The following is a 15,324-nucleotide window of genomic DNA, read 5'->3' on the forward strand; positions in this document are numbered from 1 at the left end:
CATGAAGCTATAATAATCCCAGTTAATATAATTAACGAAAAAAGGAGAGTATTATGAACAAAAAATTAATCGCATTAGCATTAGCAGGAACATTCGCATTTGCAGGATGTGGAAACAATGCAGAACCAAAAGAAGATGAACCAAAAACAGATACAACTGTTACAGAACCAGCAGCTGACGAAGCTAAAGACGCTGAAATGAAAGCTGACGATGCTGAAAACAAAGCTGAAGATGCAGCTGAAGATGCTGAAAACAAAGCTGAAGATGCAGCTGACGAAGCTAAAGATGCTGAAGAAAAAGCTGATGACGCAGCTAACAAAGCTGAAGATGAAGCTACAGAAAAAACAAACAACTAATAATATTAGTAAAGAAAAAGATGGACTTATTGGTCCATCTTTTTTTGTGAGAATTTTGCAAAAACAACTCCTGAGATAATTTAGACTTAGAAGTTTTTATTGTTAAATTCAAACCGAATAGATATCCTATTCTTTATCTTATTTATCATCATCGTTAGTAAATTAAAGATTTTGAACAACCCCATTAATAACTGGTGTATGATACAATAAAGTAATAATGGTGACAAATATTATATACTATAATATTTAAATTATAGAATTATAAGCATATTTAAATTTTTTTAATAAAAAACTAGAACTTAAGTTCTAGTTTTTAAATTCTTTAAAAAATTTATCTATCTTTTAATTCTTTGTCTGTATCGTCATCCAAAAGACCTAGGTCTTCTCTAAGCTCTTGTTCTAGCTTTCCATCTGCTGTGTTTATATTATAGTCACTGGAAAAATTATTTCCATTCATGCTGCTGTCTTCTCTTATTCGATCATCCATTGAGTTATGTGGTTCAGCTCCTTCGTTTGTTCCTGCACCGTATCGAAGATCCGCTGTAAACTTTCCCAAGTATTTCACTTTCTTTCACATTTTCAGATTCTTGTCTTAGTCTATCATCTTCTAATCTTTTTTCTGACATTACTGACTCTTTTATTTATTATCTGGGCTTTCATATCCTTTTTTTACTATTTTTTCGCCTTTGCATGTATTGATTCTTTCGCCTTCAAATTCTACGATTCCGCAGTTTTCACCATTGCTCATTGGCACATCTTCTACTGTTGATTCTTGGAATTCTTTGATTTTTTCTATTTCTTCGTTTGTTTTTTCGTATCCTAGTTCATCTTCTTTTTCTAGATCATCTGATTCGTATACTAATTTTTCTTTATTTTCTGCCATTATTATCTCCTTTAATTCTTTTATTATTTATACCCTTTTTTTATATTTTAAAAGACCCTTTTGGGTCTTTTATTTTAGTGAGTTGCTCCACCTGTTACATTTATATCTTCTTTGTTATCATATTTAACTATGGCACGAATTGCTGCATTTAGTCCTTTTACGATATCTTCAAGGCTCATTGAAGCTGTATCTTTTTTATCTACTACTTGTTCTGTTAAAAATGGAACGTGGATAAAGCCTGCTTTGATATTTCCATATTTTTCTGCTAAATATAAGTCTTGATACATTATGTGGTTACATACGAATGTACCTGCCGTGTTTGATACGCTTGCTGGTAGCTTTTCTTTTTTTATTTCTTCTACCATTGCCTTGATTGGTAATGTTGAGAAATATGCTGGGGCTCCGTCTTCCCTGATTTTAACATCGATTGGTTGGTTGCCTTCGTTATCTTCTATACGAGCATCATCTTCGTTAATTGCAACTCTTTCTACTGTAATTCCGTATCTACCACCAGCTTGTCCGATTGATAAAACTACATCTGGTTTTACTTCTTTTATTTTTTCTTCAACAACATCAGCTGCTTTGTGAAATACTGTTGGTATTTCAAGTTTGATAATTTCAGCGCCTTCGATGTTATCATCTATTCTTTTTACTGATTCTATAGCTGGGTTTGTTGGTTCTCCACCAAATGGGTCAAAACCTGTTACTAATATTTTCATTATTATTTCCTCCTAAAATGCCCAAAATCTCATTAAAAGTATGTGGGCTACGATCATTAATATTGAAAGTGGTGCTTGTTCTTTTATTACCCCATTTCTATCTTTCATCTCTAATAAACCTACTGGAAGTACGTTAAAGTTACCAGCCATAGGTGTCATAAGTGTTCCACAATAGCCTGCTGTCATGGCAAGAGCTGCTGCGATTGCTGGATCTGCTCCTTGAGCAATAACAAATGGAACACCAATTCCTGCTGTGATTACTGTAAATGCTGCAAAAGCATTACCCATAATGGCTGTAAATACTACCATTCCTAGAACGTAAGCAATAGATCCAGTCCATGGATTAACTGTTGGTATCATACCCCCGATAATAGATGCGATTACATCACCTACTCCTGCTGCAGCAAAGATTGCTCCAAGTGCTGCTAAAAGTTGTGGTAAAATAGCAACTGCTCCTACTTGTTGAACCATCCTATCAGATTGTTTCATCATATCTCCAAAACTTGATTTTGTCATAATCATTACGACAATTATTGCAACAATTGCTGTAAATCCTAGAACAGATGAAGATGAATCCGGTATTAGTTTTGCAATAATTATAGCAAGAACTGCCATTACTATAACTGGAATAAATATTTTATTACCAAGTCTATTCGATCCTTCTACTTCTACTTTTTGATCATTAATTATTGCACCCTTTACCATAATTCCGTTCATTAGAGAAATAATACCAATTATCACTACTAGTATTCCAGAAAGCATAGATGGAATTAATTTCCCAAAAGCAAAAAGCATTCCTAAAATAATCCAAAATATTACTGTTGTAAATTTCTTTTCACTATCTTCTGATCTTGCTACTCTATAAGCTGTATAGAAAAATTGTAGACCTATTAATACAAATATAAATTCTAAAAATTTTGGAAAAAAATCTGCTGTTGGCATACCAAATATTGTTTGCATTATTTAGCCTCCTTTAATTTTCTATCATCAATAATGTTTTTGATAACTCCAAGTACAAGACAAATTAGAGCAATAGGAAGTGATTTTGCTGCTATATCAGCATTTGTTACCGGATATCCTAATGATTCCATTTGTCCTGTGATTAAAAGTACACCACCTGCACCGATAAATGTATTTTGAGCAAAGAAGTTACCAAAATTTTCCATAGATGTAGCACGAGCCTTTAGTTTTTCACTTTGTTCTGGAGTTAACTTTCCATTTTGTTTTTCAACTGCTGCTTCAGCCATTGGGAAAATAATTGGTCTTACAAATTGCACAAGGCCATAAATTCTCATTGATAAAAATCCTGCTAGCTCTCTAAATAATAGATAAACATTGAGTAATGCACCTGGTGATAAGTTTTTACGTTTTTTAACTAATTTTTCTGCCGATTGCTTTAAACCAAACTGCTCAGATAAGCCTATAACTGGCAAGGTTATGATAAATAGAGTTACTATTCTTTGGTTTACAAAATTTTCGCCAAGGATGGTTAAGAATTCTGGGATAGAAATTCCAGCAACCATGGCTGTAACGAATCCTGATAATATAACTGTAAAAACTATATTTAATTTAAAAATAAAGCCTAAAACAATTATCAGGATACCTATAAGTTTTAAATATTCCATATAAATCCTCCTTATGAATATTGTATAATATTAAGATATTTTTTATAAAAAGTCAATAAACGTATGCAATATCGTGCTAAAATACTTACAAAAATAAAAAGACTAAATTATCTCTTTTTAGTTTTTAAGTTTATCTAGCCATTCTTTTTTAATGGCACTCATTTCTTTTTCTACTTGATCGCCTAACTCTTCCAATTCTTGATTAGTGAATAATTTCTTAGCCACTTTTGCAAATTTATCTTCCTCTTCATCCATGTGGTGGGTGCCTACTTCTTCAAGTACACTAAATTTTGCATCCCATGTTTCATTATCCAGAGGAGTATTGTTTAAAACTCCTAATTGGAACATTATAAGAGAATGTTCTTCTGGCATTTCTAAAGTAGTATCTTTGTCTTCTTCTTTTTCGCATTTTTCAAGTGCTTTTGGAAATATTACTTTTTCCTCTGCTTCATGGTGGCCTGCTAATAATGCATAGACTTCATAAAAAGCATTTTCTTTTGTTTTTCCTGTTGAAGTTTTTACCTTTTCGATTAGGTCTTTTACTTCATTATGGATATTTTCGTTTAATTTTATATAATTCATAAATGACTCCTTAAATTTGTTTTTCTCCTATATTATATAAAAATCAGTAAATTATAGCAATCATTTAACGTGGTATAATAATATTAAGGAGAAAATATGATTTATAAATTGATAAGTGGTAATGAATTAGAAAAAAATCTGGAAAATTATTTTGTAATTGATGCAAGAACAAGAGAAGAGTTTAAGGAGGGTCACATACCTTACGCTATAAACATTCCCTACGATGAAGTATTGGAAAATTTAGATAAAATTAAAACCGATAAGCCAATTGTGTTATATTGTGGATCTACTAGACGCAGTGAATTTGCAGCTGATATGCTAACACACGCCAACTTTTCTGATATCACTATAGCCCCTGGAGTAAGGCTATATGATTATAAAATGACAAAATAAAACTCCTGGATAGATAAGGTGACCCCAAAAAGTTGGACTTAACATCAGGCATAGATTTATATCTGTGTCTGATGTTTTTGTTTGTACTTTCCCCTAGGGGAAAATCTATTTTTTAAGCAGCATTCCTTCTTCTATATTCTACCGGTGATAAGTATCCTAATTTCTCTTTTATTCTTTCTTCATTATAGTATTCGATATACATTTCTATGGATTGTTTTAGTTGTTCATAGGATTTGTAAGTTTGACCATAATACATTTCTTGTTTTAGTATTCCAAAGAAGTTTTCCATTGGAGCATTATCTAAGCAATTACCTTTCCTTGACATACTTTGAGTTATTCCATATTCTTTAAGTCTTTTTGTGTACTGATTTATCTGGTATCCCCATCCTTGATCTGAATGAATTATTCTTCTTTCTTTGCAGTCACTTGTTATGTTGATGGCTTCTTCTAGTGGGGTTAAGATTGCTTTTATTGTTGGCCTTTTACTTATGGAATATGATATTATCTCACTATTATACATATCTAGAAATGCATTTAAGTACAGTTTACCTATTCTAGTATTACCTTTATCATCAGTGGCGTAATATTTAAATTCTGATGTATCTGTTGTTATCTTTTGATGAGCTAGGTCTGATTTAAAATTACGATTTATTAGGTTGTCTGATAACTTTCCTATATGCCCTTTGTATGATGAATACTTAGATTTTCTTCCAAAGCTTGTAACTTGTAGTTTTAGTTTTTGGACTAATCTTTGTACTTTCTTTTTGTTTATTAGTATTCCTTGATTTCTTAAATGTCCATATATTCTACGATATCCATAGTTTTTATGATTAGCTCTAATATTTAATATTTTTTCTTCTAAATCAGCATCTTTGTTAGTTCTACCGAATCTTTTTTGCCAATACATATATGTTGATTTTGGAAAGTTTAATTTATTTAGTAAATCTTTCAATTTGTATGTTTCTCTAAGTTCGTGTATTATCCTAGCTATTTCTTCTTTTTGAGTTTGTCCCTTTGTCTGAATTCCCTCTTTTTTTTTAAGAAATCTACTTCCATTTGTAGCCAATATACTTGATCTTCAAGTTCTTTGATTCTATCTTTTTCTTCTTGAGTATATTGTTTATCTGTTGATTTACTAACTTTTTTATCTTCTTTAGTCATACTTGAAGGCCTTCCTCGTTTTTTAGCTTCCAGTCCCTTAATTCCATATTTTCTATATTTGCCAACCCATGTACATATCATAGATGGATTTGATATATTTAAATTATTGGCTAGGTCTAGATAGGACATTTCACTTGTTAAATACAACTTTACTACTTTTAATTTATATTCTGTAGAGTAATCCTTCTTATTTCTAGATCTTTTTAATCCTTCATAACCTAGTGTTTGATATGCGTTCACCCATACTCTTAGTTGATATTTATCAGGAATATTGAATGATTTAGCTAAAGATTCATAACTTTCGTCACCTTCTAAATATCTTTTAACTAGTTTATATTTGAATTCTGTTCTATATTTTGCCATAAAAAACTGACCTCCTTAAGTTGGTTAGGTCCAACTTTAAGGGGTCAGTTCATAGATGCCAGGAGCTTTTTTAACTATCTAAAAATTCTAATATTTCATCATAAACTATTTGTTTATCTTTTTCATTTAAAATTTCATGTTCCATTTCTGGATATATTTTTTGGCTGATATTTCTATATCCTGCTTTACTTAATGTTTTTATTGAGCTTTCAAGTCCTAGTTCAGAGCCTGTGACTATATCATCTGCTCCAGTTGCAGAGTGGATTTTAAGATTTGGATTTTTGAGCTTATAATTCTTTACTTTGGCCATTTTGTTGTTTAGATCAATAATTACAACAACACCTCTTTCCAAAAATTGAAATACTCTGAAACTATCATTTCTTTTTTCTATAACATTATCCATATTATAAGAAATCCAAGTGTCTCTTCCATCACCTGGCAATAGTGGTGAAAGGACAGCTGCTTGGTATTCTCCAAAATAAAATGAAATTATATTACCCAAAAATACACCGAAAGGCGATATTTTACTGTGCTCAACTGTACCAATTAAAACTAATTTGCTAATAGTATCATCATGATTTTGCAAATAAGTACGAGCAATCATAGAACCCATGGAATGGCCAATCATATAAACTGGTAATTCAGGGTGCTTGCCATGGATAAAACTATTGATCACATAAGTATCATCGATTAATTCTTCAGATAAACTCATATATCCATTTGGATATTTTTCAGATATGCTCTTTCCATGTCCCCTATGATCATGGGCAATGACAGTGTATCCATTTTTTACTAAAAATTTTATAAAGTCCAGATAATTATAAGAATGCTCCGCCATACCGTGGACAATTTGGACTACACCTTTTGGGCTTTCATTTTCATATAATCTTACAAAGATCTCATGGCCATCGGTATTTCTTATATACATTTCTGCATGGTCTTCAAAAGTTTGTTTACTTTTTACAAACCATTTGCTACCCACATTCATTTTTTTGTAATCACTAGTTTTCTTCAAATAATGGATTTGAGGTAAAAATATTAAAACTATAAGGATTGGTAGCAGATAAGAATTCATTTTTAGTCCTCCAATTTTTGCACATTTATTGCAGAGGGCCCACGTGGTTGATCAATTATATCAAATGATACCATATCTCCCTCAGATAATTTTTTGTAGTCTTCATCTGATATTATGCTTGAAAAATGCACAAAATAATCATTTTCATCCGAACTTATAAAACCATATCCTTTTTTATTATCAAAAAATTTTACAACACCTTTTGCCATTATCTTCCCTTTACTGCACTAAATAATACTCTAAGAGTATCTGCTTTTAAATCACCAAAGTCATCTTCATCATAAGTCTTGATATCTCTAAATCCAGTTTGCTTAACTATTTTTGTAACATCATCTATTGAATATGCACGTTCTTGTTGATATTCATAAATTCTTTCATAGGAGCCATTTTCTTTTTCTACAAAGAAATTTAGATGCATATCTATCAAATCATCCTCATAGAAATTGTCCCAAGTGTAGAATATATCTTCATATTCATAGACGTAGCAATTTGATCCAAAAACTTCTTTCATTTTATATTCTGAATTAATATCAAAAACCAAAAGTCCACCATCTTTAAGATTTTTATAGCAATTTTCAAAAAGTTTTTCTAGCTCCTTTGGATCTGTTACATAGTTTATAGAATCAAGTAGTATGACTATCAAATCATAATTATTAGGATTTTCAAATTCAACCATGTCATAATAAATCAAATTTACATTATCAATATCATATTTATTTGCAAAAACATTTAACATATCTGGTGAAATATCCAAGGCATCAATATTTTCAAACTCATCAAAAAAATACTTTGTAAGCATTCCAGATCCAGCAGCAAGCTCTAGCATATTTTTTCTGTTTATATTATATTTATCTACCAAGTTCAAAATATTTTCTGCGTATCCTTGGTAATCTATATCAAAGCTTAATTTGTCATATATATAAGAAAAATCTTCGTACATTTTTCCCCCTATCTTCTAATGTAATCCTTGCATAATTTTGAAATTAAATCAGCAATATATACTAATATTAAATAGCATATCATATATAGGGTAATTTCTGAATACTTAAAGAAACTCATGGCTAGTTTAAAGGCCATACCTAGGCCACTTGCTCCTACAAATCCTACAACAATAGTTGTTCTAATGGTGACTTCCCACCTGTATAAAATATAATTTATAAATTTTACACTGGTTTCTGGAAATATACCATAAAGTAGTGCCTGGGCTGTGCTAGCTCCATTTAAACCTAAGTTTCTTATAGATTAGGGTCCATTTCCTCTATTACTTCTGAGCAAAGTTTTGCCAAAACTCCAAAATTGTGTAATCCAACATTATTTTCCCAAAAATATTATTAGAAATTAAGTTTTCATTTTTAACATTTTTAGCAGAAAAAACTACAAAAATAAACATTAATATACTTGCTACACCCATAGCAATGATACTTAAAATTAGGATATCTTAAGCTCTTATGGCCAACGAAAACTTATTTAAATTTTTGGTCAGGTGATCTTTGAGTAAAGCTTCTGTTTCTGGAACTTTTAAAAAATTTTCAAAATCATTAAAACATCCTCCACAATAATATTTATAAATTAATATTATATTAAGCGGAGGATTATATTAAGTAAATATTAATATATTTTATAAACTAATTATCCATTAAATTATTTATTTATCTTTTATTTCTTCAAAGGATGCTTTAGTTTTTTCAAGTAAATCTTCATAGTTAGAAAGCTTTTCGCGTTCTTCATTTACAACTGCTTCTGGAGCCTTGCTTACAAAGTTTTCGTTGTTTAACTTACCACTTGCTCTTTTTATTTCGCCTTCTAATCTTTTGATTTCATCTTTTAAACGTGCGCGTTCTTGTTCGTAGTCCATCAAGTCATCTAGGCTCATTAGAACTGAAAATTCGTTAAATACTAGATTTACTAGGTTTTCTTTGTCACCATTAAATTCTTCTTTTAAATAGATATTAACTTCTTTAGAATTTGCAAGATTTTTAAATTGTCCTTTTAGATTTGCTAGTAAATTCTTGTACTCTTCATTTTCTGCTAGGATAATTAAATCTTGTTTTGTTTTTGCACCTACATTTAATGTGGCTCTTTGGTTTCTTATAGCTGTGATTGCATCAATTGCTGAGTTAACAGTAGCTTCTTCGCTTACAAATTCAAATTCTTCATTAAATCTTGGCCACTGTTCTACTATCAACATACCTTCTGTGTTTGGAAGTGCTGAATATATTTCTTCTGTGATAAATGGCATAAATGGATGAAGTAAGGCTATCATTTTGTTTAGAACATAGAGTAAAACTTTTTTTACATCTGCTTTTTCTGCTTCATCATTACCATTTAGCCTTAGCTTAGCAAATTCAATGTACCAGTCACAGTACTCTTCCCAAATGAAATCTTCTATCCTGCTTGCTGCAAGTCCGATTTCGTATTTTTCAAGGTTTTTAGTTACTTCTTCTATAACATTATTAAGACGTTTTAAAATCCATTTATCTTCTAGGGCAAGATTTTCTACTGTTGAAAAGTCTAAATCGTCTCCCTCATCTATATTCATTAATACAAAACGAGTTGCATTCCATAATTTATTGGCAAAGTTACGGCTAGCGATTATTCTTTTTTCATCATAACGCATATCATTTCCAGGACTATTTCCAGTAATTAAAGTAAATCTAAGCGCATCTGCTCCATATTCATTGACAACCTCTATTGGATCTACACCATTTCCAAGAGATTTACTCATTTTTCTTCCTTGTGGATCACGGATAAGACCTGTAAATAATACGTGGTCAAATGGAACTTTTTCAGTTGTATATAGGGAAGCAAATACCATTCTGATAACCCAGAAGAATATGATGTCATATCCTGTTACAAGGATGTCTGTTGGGAAGAAATAGTCTAGCTTTTCATTTTCTACTGGCCAACCAAGGGTTGCAAATGGCCATAGGGCTGATGAAAACCATGTATCAAGTGTATCTTCTTCTTGAGTAACATGAACTCCATTTAACATTCCATTTTCATCTGGTTCATCTTCTGAAACTATTATTTCTCCATCATCTGTATAGAATACTGGAAGCCTATGTCCCCACCATAGTTGGCGAGAGATTGTCCAATCTCTAATGTTATTTAGCCAGTTCATATAAGTTTTGCCTAGAGAGTCTGGAATTAATTTTAGCTCACCATTTTGATAAACTTCTGCTGCCATTTTTGCAAGTTCATCCATTTTTACAAACCATTGTTTAGAAATAAGTGGCTCTATTACTACATTTGTTCTCTCACTATAACCAACAGCATGAGTTAGTGTTTCGATTTTTTCAAGATAGCCTTCATCTTCAAGTTGTTTTACTAAAAGTTTACGAGCTTCGTATCTGTCAAGGCCAGAGTACTTACCATAATCATCTGTGATATGGCCTTTTGTATCTATTACTACACATTGGCCAAGATCGTGGCGTTCTCCAACTTCAAAGTCGTTAGGGTCATGGCTTGGTGTGATTTTTACACATCCTGTACCGTATTCCATGTCTACATAGCTATCTTCAATTAGTGGAATTTTTCTGCCTACTATAGGTAATACTAAATTTTCGCCTATTTTCTCTTTAAATCTAGGGTCTTCTGGGTTTACTGCAACTGCTAAGTCTCCAAACATTGTTTCTGGACGTGTTGTTGCAATTGTAATATATTCGTCGCTATCTTCAAAGAAATATTTGATATACCAAAGATTACCCTCTTTTTCTACGTGGTAAACTTCTGCATCTGAGATAGCAGTTTCTGCTTCTGGATCCCAGTTTACAATTCTATTTCCTTGATAGATTAAACCATCATCATACATTTTTTTGAAAACTCGTTTTACTGCACGAGTTAGATTTTCATCCATTGTAAAACTATCATAGTCCCAATCACAAGATACACCTATGGTTCTTAATTGTTTTTTGATAGTACCGCCGTATTCTTCTGTCCAAGCCCAGGCTTCTTCTAAGAATTTCTCACGACCTAGTTCTTTTTTTGTATGACCTTCGCTACGAATTTTACCAACTACTTTTGCTTCTGTTGATATAGATGCGTGATCTGTTCCTGGTATCCAAAGTGCTTCAAAGCCTGCCATTCTTTTATAGCGAATAACAATATCTTGGATAGTATTATTTAAAGCGTGTCCTAAGTGTAACTGACCAGTTACATTTGGTGGTGGCATTACAATTGTAAATGGCTTTTTGTCTTTATTTACATCAGCCTTGAAATATCCGCCATCTTCCCATTTTTTATAGATTTCTTTTTCAAATCCACTTGGATTATATTTAGTTTCCATTACTACTCCTTAAAATTTCATTTAAAAAGGTGGTAAGGCCATAGCTCTAGGACGAGTTATCGCGTTACCACCTAAATTCCTTTTAAAATAAAAGACTCTTAATATACTTATGCGTACCACACTGAAATATACATAAAAGCAACCTTCAAAAGCTTGTAACTAAAGATTTGCACCAAACATCTTCTCTCTGAAAGTACTTGCAATTTACTCCTCTTTTACTATTTCATATTAAATTTCTTTTATCATTATATTATCATAAATTATTTTGTCAAAACGTTCGGTTTTCTAGTGTATCATCTTCACCTAACATATTAATCGTAATGGCTATTAAATCTTGCAGTAAATTTACTATGAAAATATTTTCATAATATAAAATACATGTTATAATATTGCTAGGGTTATAGGAGGAGATTTTATGGATATTTTTGTATATATTATTTCAGATACTGATGCTGGTGGGATGTCTAGACTATCCCATGAAACAATGCAAAAATTTGAGATAGAATACAACGAGAAAACGTTTATAAATATAAAAACAAAAGAAAATTTGTCTGAAGTTTTTACTAAAATAGATGATGACAATGGCATAAAAATAATTTTCAATTCTCTAAATGACCCAAAGCACAATAAGCTCCTTAAAGATTTTAGCAAAGATAATAAAATACTAAGCATCGATTATGCAAGTTACTCTTTAAACAAAATTAGTAATTTTTTAGGCATAGATCCCATTGATGGGCTAACTGATGATGACATCCAGATTGTCCACCATTATAAGAGACTGGATGCTTTGGAATTTGCCATAAAGTATGACGATGGCAGGAATTTTAAGGGGCTAAAGCATTGTGACATATGTATTATTGGAGTTTCAAGATCTTCCAAGACCCCACTTTCAGTGTATCTTGCAAGTATTGGATACAAAGTTATAAACGTTCCTATTTTACTAGATTCAAGAGTACCTAGAGAGCTTTTTGAAATAGATTCTAGAAAAATATTTGGACTGACTCTTGATAAAAATAGGCTACAAAAAATCAGGGAAGAAAGATTAAATTCTATAAATCTCTCATCTAATTCTCACTATTCAGACATTGATCGTATTGAGAAAGAATTAATCTATGCAAAAGAGCTTATGGAAGATTTAGATTGCAAAATAGTGGACATTACATACAAATCCATCGAGGAAACTTCTGAGTACATAATCAGCAACATCGAAAACATAAATATGGAAGGGGAAAAATAATGACCGACAAATATGTTTACAATTTTAACGAGGGGAACAAAGATATGAAATCCCTTTTGGGTGGTAAAGGCGCTAATCTTGCCGAAATGACCACAATGGGTATCTCTGTACCTTATGGTTTTACCGTTACGACTGAAGCTTGTACAAGATTTTATCAAGAAGATGAGAAGTTATGGGATGAGTTAAATAGTGAAGTTTCAAAACACATCAAAGATTTAGAAAAAGAAAACGGAAAAACTTTTGGATCTACAGAAGATCCTCTTTTAGTATCAGTAAGATCAGGTGCACCTATTTCTATGCCTGGAATGATGGATACAATTTTAAACCTAGGTTTAAATGATGAAGCTGTTTTGGGTTTAGCAAAAAAAACTGAAAACGAAAGATTTGCATATGATTCTTATAGAAGATTTATCCAAATGTTTGCCGATGTTGCGATGGAGCTTAATAAAAATAACTTCGAAAATTTACTTACAGCTAAGAAAAAAGACAGAAATGTGGAAAACGATACCGAACTTAGTGCAAATGATTTAAAAGAATTAGTAGAAGAATATAAAGAAAAATATAAAGAATTAAAGGGTGAAGACTTCCCTCAAGATCCTCGTGAACAATTAGATCTTGCAATCTCCGCTGTGTTTAAATCTTGGGGCAATGAACGAGCTATCCTTTATAGAAAATTAAATGACATAGATAATGCTATGGGAACAGCAGTAAATGTACAAACAATGGTATTTGGAAATATGGGAGACACATCTGGTACAGGAGTAGCATTTTCAAGAAACCCAGCAACAGGTGAAAATAAATTATTTGGTGAATATTTGATTAATGCTCAAGGTGAAGATGTTGTAGCTGGAGTAAGAACCCCAAAAGAAATTGCAACACTTAAAGATGCTATGCCTGATGTTTACCAAGAATTTGCAGATACTGCAAAAAAACTTGAAGAACACTATCATGATATGCAGGATATGGAATTTACTATCCAAGAAGGAAAGTTATTCCTACTTCAAACAAGAAATGGAAAAAGAACAGCCCATGCAGCAGTAAAAGCTGCTGTAGATATGGTTGATGAAGGATTAATAGATAAAAAAGAAGCAGTCTTAAGAATAAATCCAAAAGACTTGGATGGACTACTCCACCCTACTTTTACAGATGCTGCTAAAAAATCAAATGATGCTATTGCAAAAGGCCTTGCCGCTTCTCCAGGAGCTGCAGTTGGTAAAATTGCCTTTACTGCAAAAGATGCATCTAATAGAGCATCAGAAGGTGAACAAGTAATCTTAGTACGTGAAGAAACATCTCCAGAAGATCTTGAAGGAATGGTAAAAGCAAATGGTATTTTAACCGCTCGTGGAGGAATGACAAGCCATGCTGCAGTAGTAGCTCGTGGTATGGGCAAATGCTGTGTCTCTGGTGCAAGTGAAGTGCATATTGATGAAGATGAAGGCACAATGAGAATTGGTGATGAAGTTTATACAAAAGATGATACAATCTCCTTAGATGGTTCTACTGGCGAAGTATATATAGGCACCCTTGAAACTCAATCTCCACAACTAGAGGGAAACTTTGGCAGATTTATGCAATGGGTTGATGAATTTAGGGATATGAAAATTAGAACAAATGCTGATACACCAAGAGATGTAGAACAAGCTCTAGAATTTGGAGCAGAAGGAATCGGACTTTGCCGTACAGAGCACATGTTCTTTAAAGAAGACAGAATCTTCCAAGTTCGTAAGATGATTTTAGCAAATGATCTAGAAACAAGAAAGTCTGCCCTAGAAAAAATCTTACCGATGCAAGAAGATGATTTTTATCAAATCTACACACTTATGGGCGATAGACCAGTAACAGTAAGACTTCTAGATCCACCACTTCACGAATTTTTACCAAGAGGTGAAGCAGAAATCAGAGATCTAGCTGTAGAACTTGACATAGAACCAGCTAGAGTAAGAGAAAGAATTAATGAGCTTGAAGAAGTAAACCCAATGCTAGGATTTAGGGGATTGCGACTTGGAGTAAGATATCCAGAAATTTCTAGAATGCAAGCTAGAGCCATTATCCAAGCAGCTATCCACTGCCATGAAGAGGGCAATGAAGTAATTCCAGAAATCATGATTCCTCTATCAAGTGATGTTAAGGAATTAAAATATGTAATTGATGAAGTAAATGATGAAATCAAACAAGTATTTGAAGAAAAGGGTAAAGAAATCAAATACTTAGTTGGTACAATGATAGAAATCCCAAGAGCTGCAATAACAGCTGATGAGATTGCTGAAATTACAGATTTCTTTAGCTTTGGAACCAACGACCTTACACAAATGACCTTTGGTTTATCAAGAGATGATGCGGGTAAATTCTTACCTCTATATCTAGAAAAAGATTTATTTGCAAAAGATCCTTTCCAAGTATTAGACCAAAAAGGCGTAGGATTCTTAGTAGAAACAGCTGTAGAAAAAGGAAAATCAGCTAATGGTAACTTGCATCTAGGAATTTGTGGAGAACATGGTGGCGAGCCTACTACTGTAAAATATTTATACAATGTTGGTTTAGATTATGCATCATGCTCACCATTTAGAGTTCCAATTGCAAAACTTGCTGCAGCACAAGCTGCTATTGAAAAAACAGAAGTTTAAGCAAATAATAAAAGACCT

At 32.2% G+C, this 15,324-nt stretch carries 16 protein-coding genes; 4 read left to right on the forward strand and 12 right to left on the reverse strand.

Annotated elements, in window-relative coordinates; all coding sequences use genetic code 11:
- Window positions 1-53 precede the first annotated feature (53 nt).
- Window positions 54-356: a hypothetical protein gene (locus tag ACKRLN_RS04450; RefSeq protein ID WP_296140981.1), complete on the forward strand. Its 303-nt coding sequence runs from the start codon at window positions 54-56 to the stop codon at window positions 354-356.
- Window positions 357-687: 331 nt separating this feature from the next.
- On the opposite strand, the gene ACKRLN_RS04455 is transcribed toward ACKRLN_RS04450, so the two are convergent.
- From ACKRLN_RS04455 to ACKRLN_RS04480, 6 genes are all read right to left on the reverse strand, one after another.
- On the reverse strand, window positions 688-921 hold the full coding sequence (locus ACKRLN_RS04455; RefSeq protein WP_416335355.1) for a hypothetical protein: 234 nt from the start codon (window positions 919-921) through the stop codon (window positions 688-690).
- A 72-nt stretch (window positions 922-993) separates the two neighbouring features.
- Window positions 994-1,239 (reverse strand): hypothetical protein, encoded by a 246-nt coding sequence (locus tag ACKRLN_RS04460; protein ID WP_296140975.1) that lies wholly within the window; start codon window positions 1,237-1,239, stop codon window positions 994-996.
- Between the two features lie 74 nt (window positions 1,240-1,313).
- Window positions 1,314-1,958, reverse strand: a complete 645-nt coding sequence (gene pcp, locus ACKRLN_RS04465) for a pyroglutamyl-peptidase I (protein WP_203128065.1) — start codon at window positions 1,956-1,958, stop codon at window positions 1,314-1,316.
- 12 nt (window positions 1,959-1,970) lie between these two features.
- Window positions 1,971-2,918 (reverse strand): 5-oxoproline transporter, DUF979 family subunit, encoded by a 948-nt coding sequence (locus ACKRLN_RS04470; protein ID WP_238390495.1) that lies wholly within the window; start codon window positions 2,916-2,918, stop codon window positions 1,971-1,973.
- Entirely contained in the window at window positions 2,918-3,583 is a 666-nt protein-coding gene (locus ACKRLN_RS04475) for a DUF969 domain-containing protein (RefSeq protein ID WP_296140972.1), read from the reverse strand. Before ACKRLN_RS04475 ends, ACKRLN_RS04470 begins: the two co-directional genes overlap by 1 nt.
- A gap of 117 nt (window positions 3,584-3,700) precedes the next feature.
- Window positions 3,701-4,165, reverse strand: coding sequence for a hemerythrin domain-containing protein (locus ACKRLN_RS04480; protein WP_296140969.1), 465 nt, complete (start codon window positions 4,163-4,165; stop codon window positions 3,701-3,703).
- A gap of 96 nt (window positions 4,166-4,261) precedes the next feature.
- Between ACKRLN_RS04480 and ACKRLN_RS04485 the strand changes: the two genes are divergently transcribed.
- Window positions 4,262-4,558, forward strand: a complete 297-nt coding sequence (locus ACKRLN_RS04485; RefSeq protein ID WP_203128051.1) for a rhodanese-like domain-containing protein — start codon at window positions 4,262-4,264, stop codon at window positions 4,556-4,558.
- A 112-nt stretch (window positions 4,559-4,670) separates the two neighbouring features.
- Here ACKRLN_RS04485 and ACKRLN_RS04490 read toward each other — a convergent pair.
- From ACKRLN_RS04490 to ACKRLN_RS04515, 6 genes are all read right to left on the reverse strand, one after another.
- Window positions 4,671-6,082 (reverse strand): IS3 family transposase gene (locus ACKRLN_RS04490; RefSeq protein ID WP_416334623.1). Its coding sequence is split into 2 segments (ribosomal slippage): window positions 4,671-5,573 and window positions 5,576-6,082, totalling 1,410 coding nucleotides; the frame shifts between segments, so codons are not numbered across the junction.
- Between the two features lie 70 nt (window positions 6,083-6,152).
- Window positions 6,153-7,157: an alpha/beta fold hydrolase gene (locus tag ACKRLN_RS04495; RefSeq protein ID WP_296143358.1), complete on the reverse strand. Its 1,005-nt coding sequence runs from the start codon at window positions 7,155-7,157 to the stop codon at window positions 6,153-6,155.
- Window positions 7,158-7,159: 2 nt separating this feature from the next.
- The gene (locus tag ACKRLN_RS04500; RefSeq protein ID WP_203128486.1) at window positions 7,160-7,366 is read right to left on the reverse strand and encodes a cold-shock protein; all 207 of its coding nucleotides are present in this window, start codon (window positions 7,364-7,366) and stop codon (window positions 7,160-7,162) included.
- Window positions 7,366-8,097: a class I SAM-dependent DNA methyltransferase gene (locus ACKRLN_RS04505; RefSeq protein WP_203128487.1), complete on the reverse strand. Its 732-nt coding sequence runs from the start codon at window positions 8,095-8,097 to the stop codon at window positions 7,366-7,368. The genes ACKRLN_RS04500 and ACKRLN_RS04505 overlap by 1 nt, the downstream gene beginning before the upstream one ends.
- A gap of 8 nt (window positions 8,098-8,105) precedes the next feature.
- On the reverse strand, window positions 8,106-8,396 hold the full coding sequence (locus ACKRLN_RS04510; RefSeq protein ID WP_203128493.1) for an ABC transporter permease subunit: 291 nt from the start codon (window positions 8,394-8,396) through the stop codon (window positions 8,106-8,108).
- A 406-nt stretch (window positions 8,397-8,802) separates the two neighbouring features.
- The gene (locus ACKRLN_RS04515) at window positions 8,803-11,442 is read right to left on the reverse strand and encodes a valine--tRNA ligase (protein WP_296143356.1); all 2,640 of its coding nucleotides are present in this window, start codon (window positions 11,440-11,442) and stop codon (window positions 8,803-8,805) included.
- Window positions 11,443-11,857: 415 nt separating this feature from the next.
- On the opposite strand from ACKRLN_RS04515, the gene ppsR reads away from it, so the two are divergent.
- Together ppsR and ppdK are read left to right on the forward strand one after the other, a co-directional pair.
- A complete protein-coding gene (ppsR, locus tag ACKRLN_RS04520) occupies window positions 11,858-12,679 on the forward strand; it encodes a pyruvate, phosphate dikinase/phosphoenolpyruvate synthase regulator (protein ID WP_296143355.1) in 822 nt (273 codons plus the stop codon).
- Entirely contained in the window at window positions 12,679-15,306 is a 2,628-nt protein-coding gene (ppdK, locus tag ACKRLN_RS04525) for a pyruvate, phosphate dikinase (protein WP_416335356.1), read from the forward strand. Before ppsR ends, ppdK begins: the two co-directional genes overlap by 1 nt.
- Window positions 15,307-15,324 lie beyond the last annotated feature (18 nt).

The sequence above is a fragment of the Anaerococcus sp. AH8042_DFU013_CI05 genome, from assembly GCF_047936775.1.
Classification (GTDB): domain Bacteria; phylum Bacillota; class Clostridia; order Tissierellales; family Peptoniphilaceae; genus Anaerococcus.

What these genes read in the sequence shown, in the direction of transcription:
- ppdK (WP_416335356.1), top strand. Translation starts at nt 12,679, where the DNA reads ATGACCGACAAATATGTTTACAATTTTAACGAGGGGAACAAAGATATG.
- ACKRLN_RS04475 (WP_296140972.1), bottom strand. Translation starts at nt 3,583, where the DNA reads ATGGAATATTTAAAACTTATAGGTATCCTGATAATTGTTTTAGGCTTT.
- ACKRLN_RS04450 (WP_296140981.1), top strand. Translation starts at nt 54, where the DNA reads ATGAACAAAAAATTAATCGCATTAGCATTAGCAGGAACATTCGCATTT.
- ACKRLN_RS04485 (WP_203128051.1), top strand. Translation starts at nt 4,262, where the DNA reads ATGATTTATAAATTGATAAGTGGTAATGAATTAGAAAAAAATCTGGAA.
- ppsR (WP_296143355.1), top strand. Translation starts at nt 11,858, where the DNA reads ATGGATATTTTTGTATATATTATTTCAGATACTGATGCTGGTGGGATG.
- pcp (WP_203128065.1), bottom strand. Translation starts at nt 1,958, where the DNA reads ATGAAAATATTAGTAACAGGTTTTGACCCATTTGGTGGAGAACCAACA.
- ACKRLN_RS04470 (WP_238390495.1), bottom strand. Translation starts at nt 2,918, where the DNA reads ATGCAAACAATATTTGGTATGCCAACAGCAGATTTTTTTCCAAAATTT.
- ACKRLN_RS04515 (WP_296143356.1), bottom strand. Translation starts at nt 11,442, where the DNA reads ATGGAAACTAAATATAATCCAAGTGGATTTGAAAAAGAAATCTATAAA.
- ACKRLN_RS04505 (WP_203128487.1), bottom strand. Translation starts at nt 8,097, where the DNA reads ATGTACGAAGATTTTTCTTATATATATGACAAATTAAGCTTTGATATA.
- ACKRLN_RS04495 (WP_296143358.1), bottom strand. Translation starts at nt 7,157, where the DNA reads ATGAATTCTTATCTGCTACCAATCCTTATAGTTTTAATATTTTTACCT.
- ACKRLN_RS04460 (WP_296140975.1), bottom strand. Translation starts at nt 1,239, where the DNA reads ATGGCAGAAAATAAAGAAAAATTAGTATACGAATCAGATGATCTAGAA.
- ACKRLN_RS04500 (WP_203128486.1), bottom strand. Translation starts at nt 7,366, where the DNA reads ATGGCAAAAGGTGTTGTAAAATTTTTTGATAATAAAAAAGGATATGGT.
- ACKRLN_RS04480 (WP_296140969.1), bottom strand. Translation starts at nt 4,165, where the DNA reads ATGAATTATATAAAATTAAACGAAAATATCCATAATGAAGTAAAAGAC.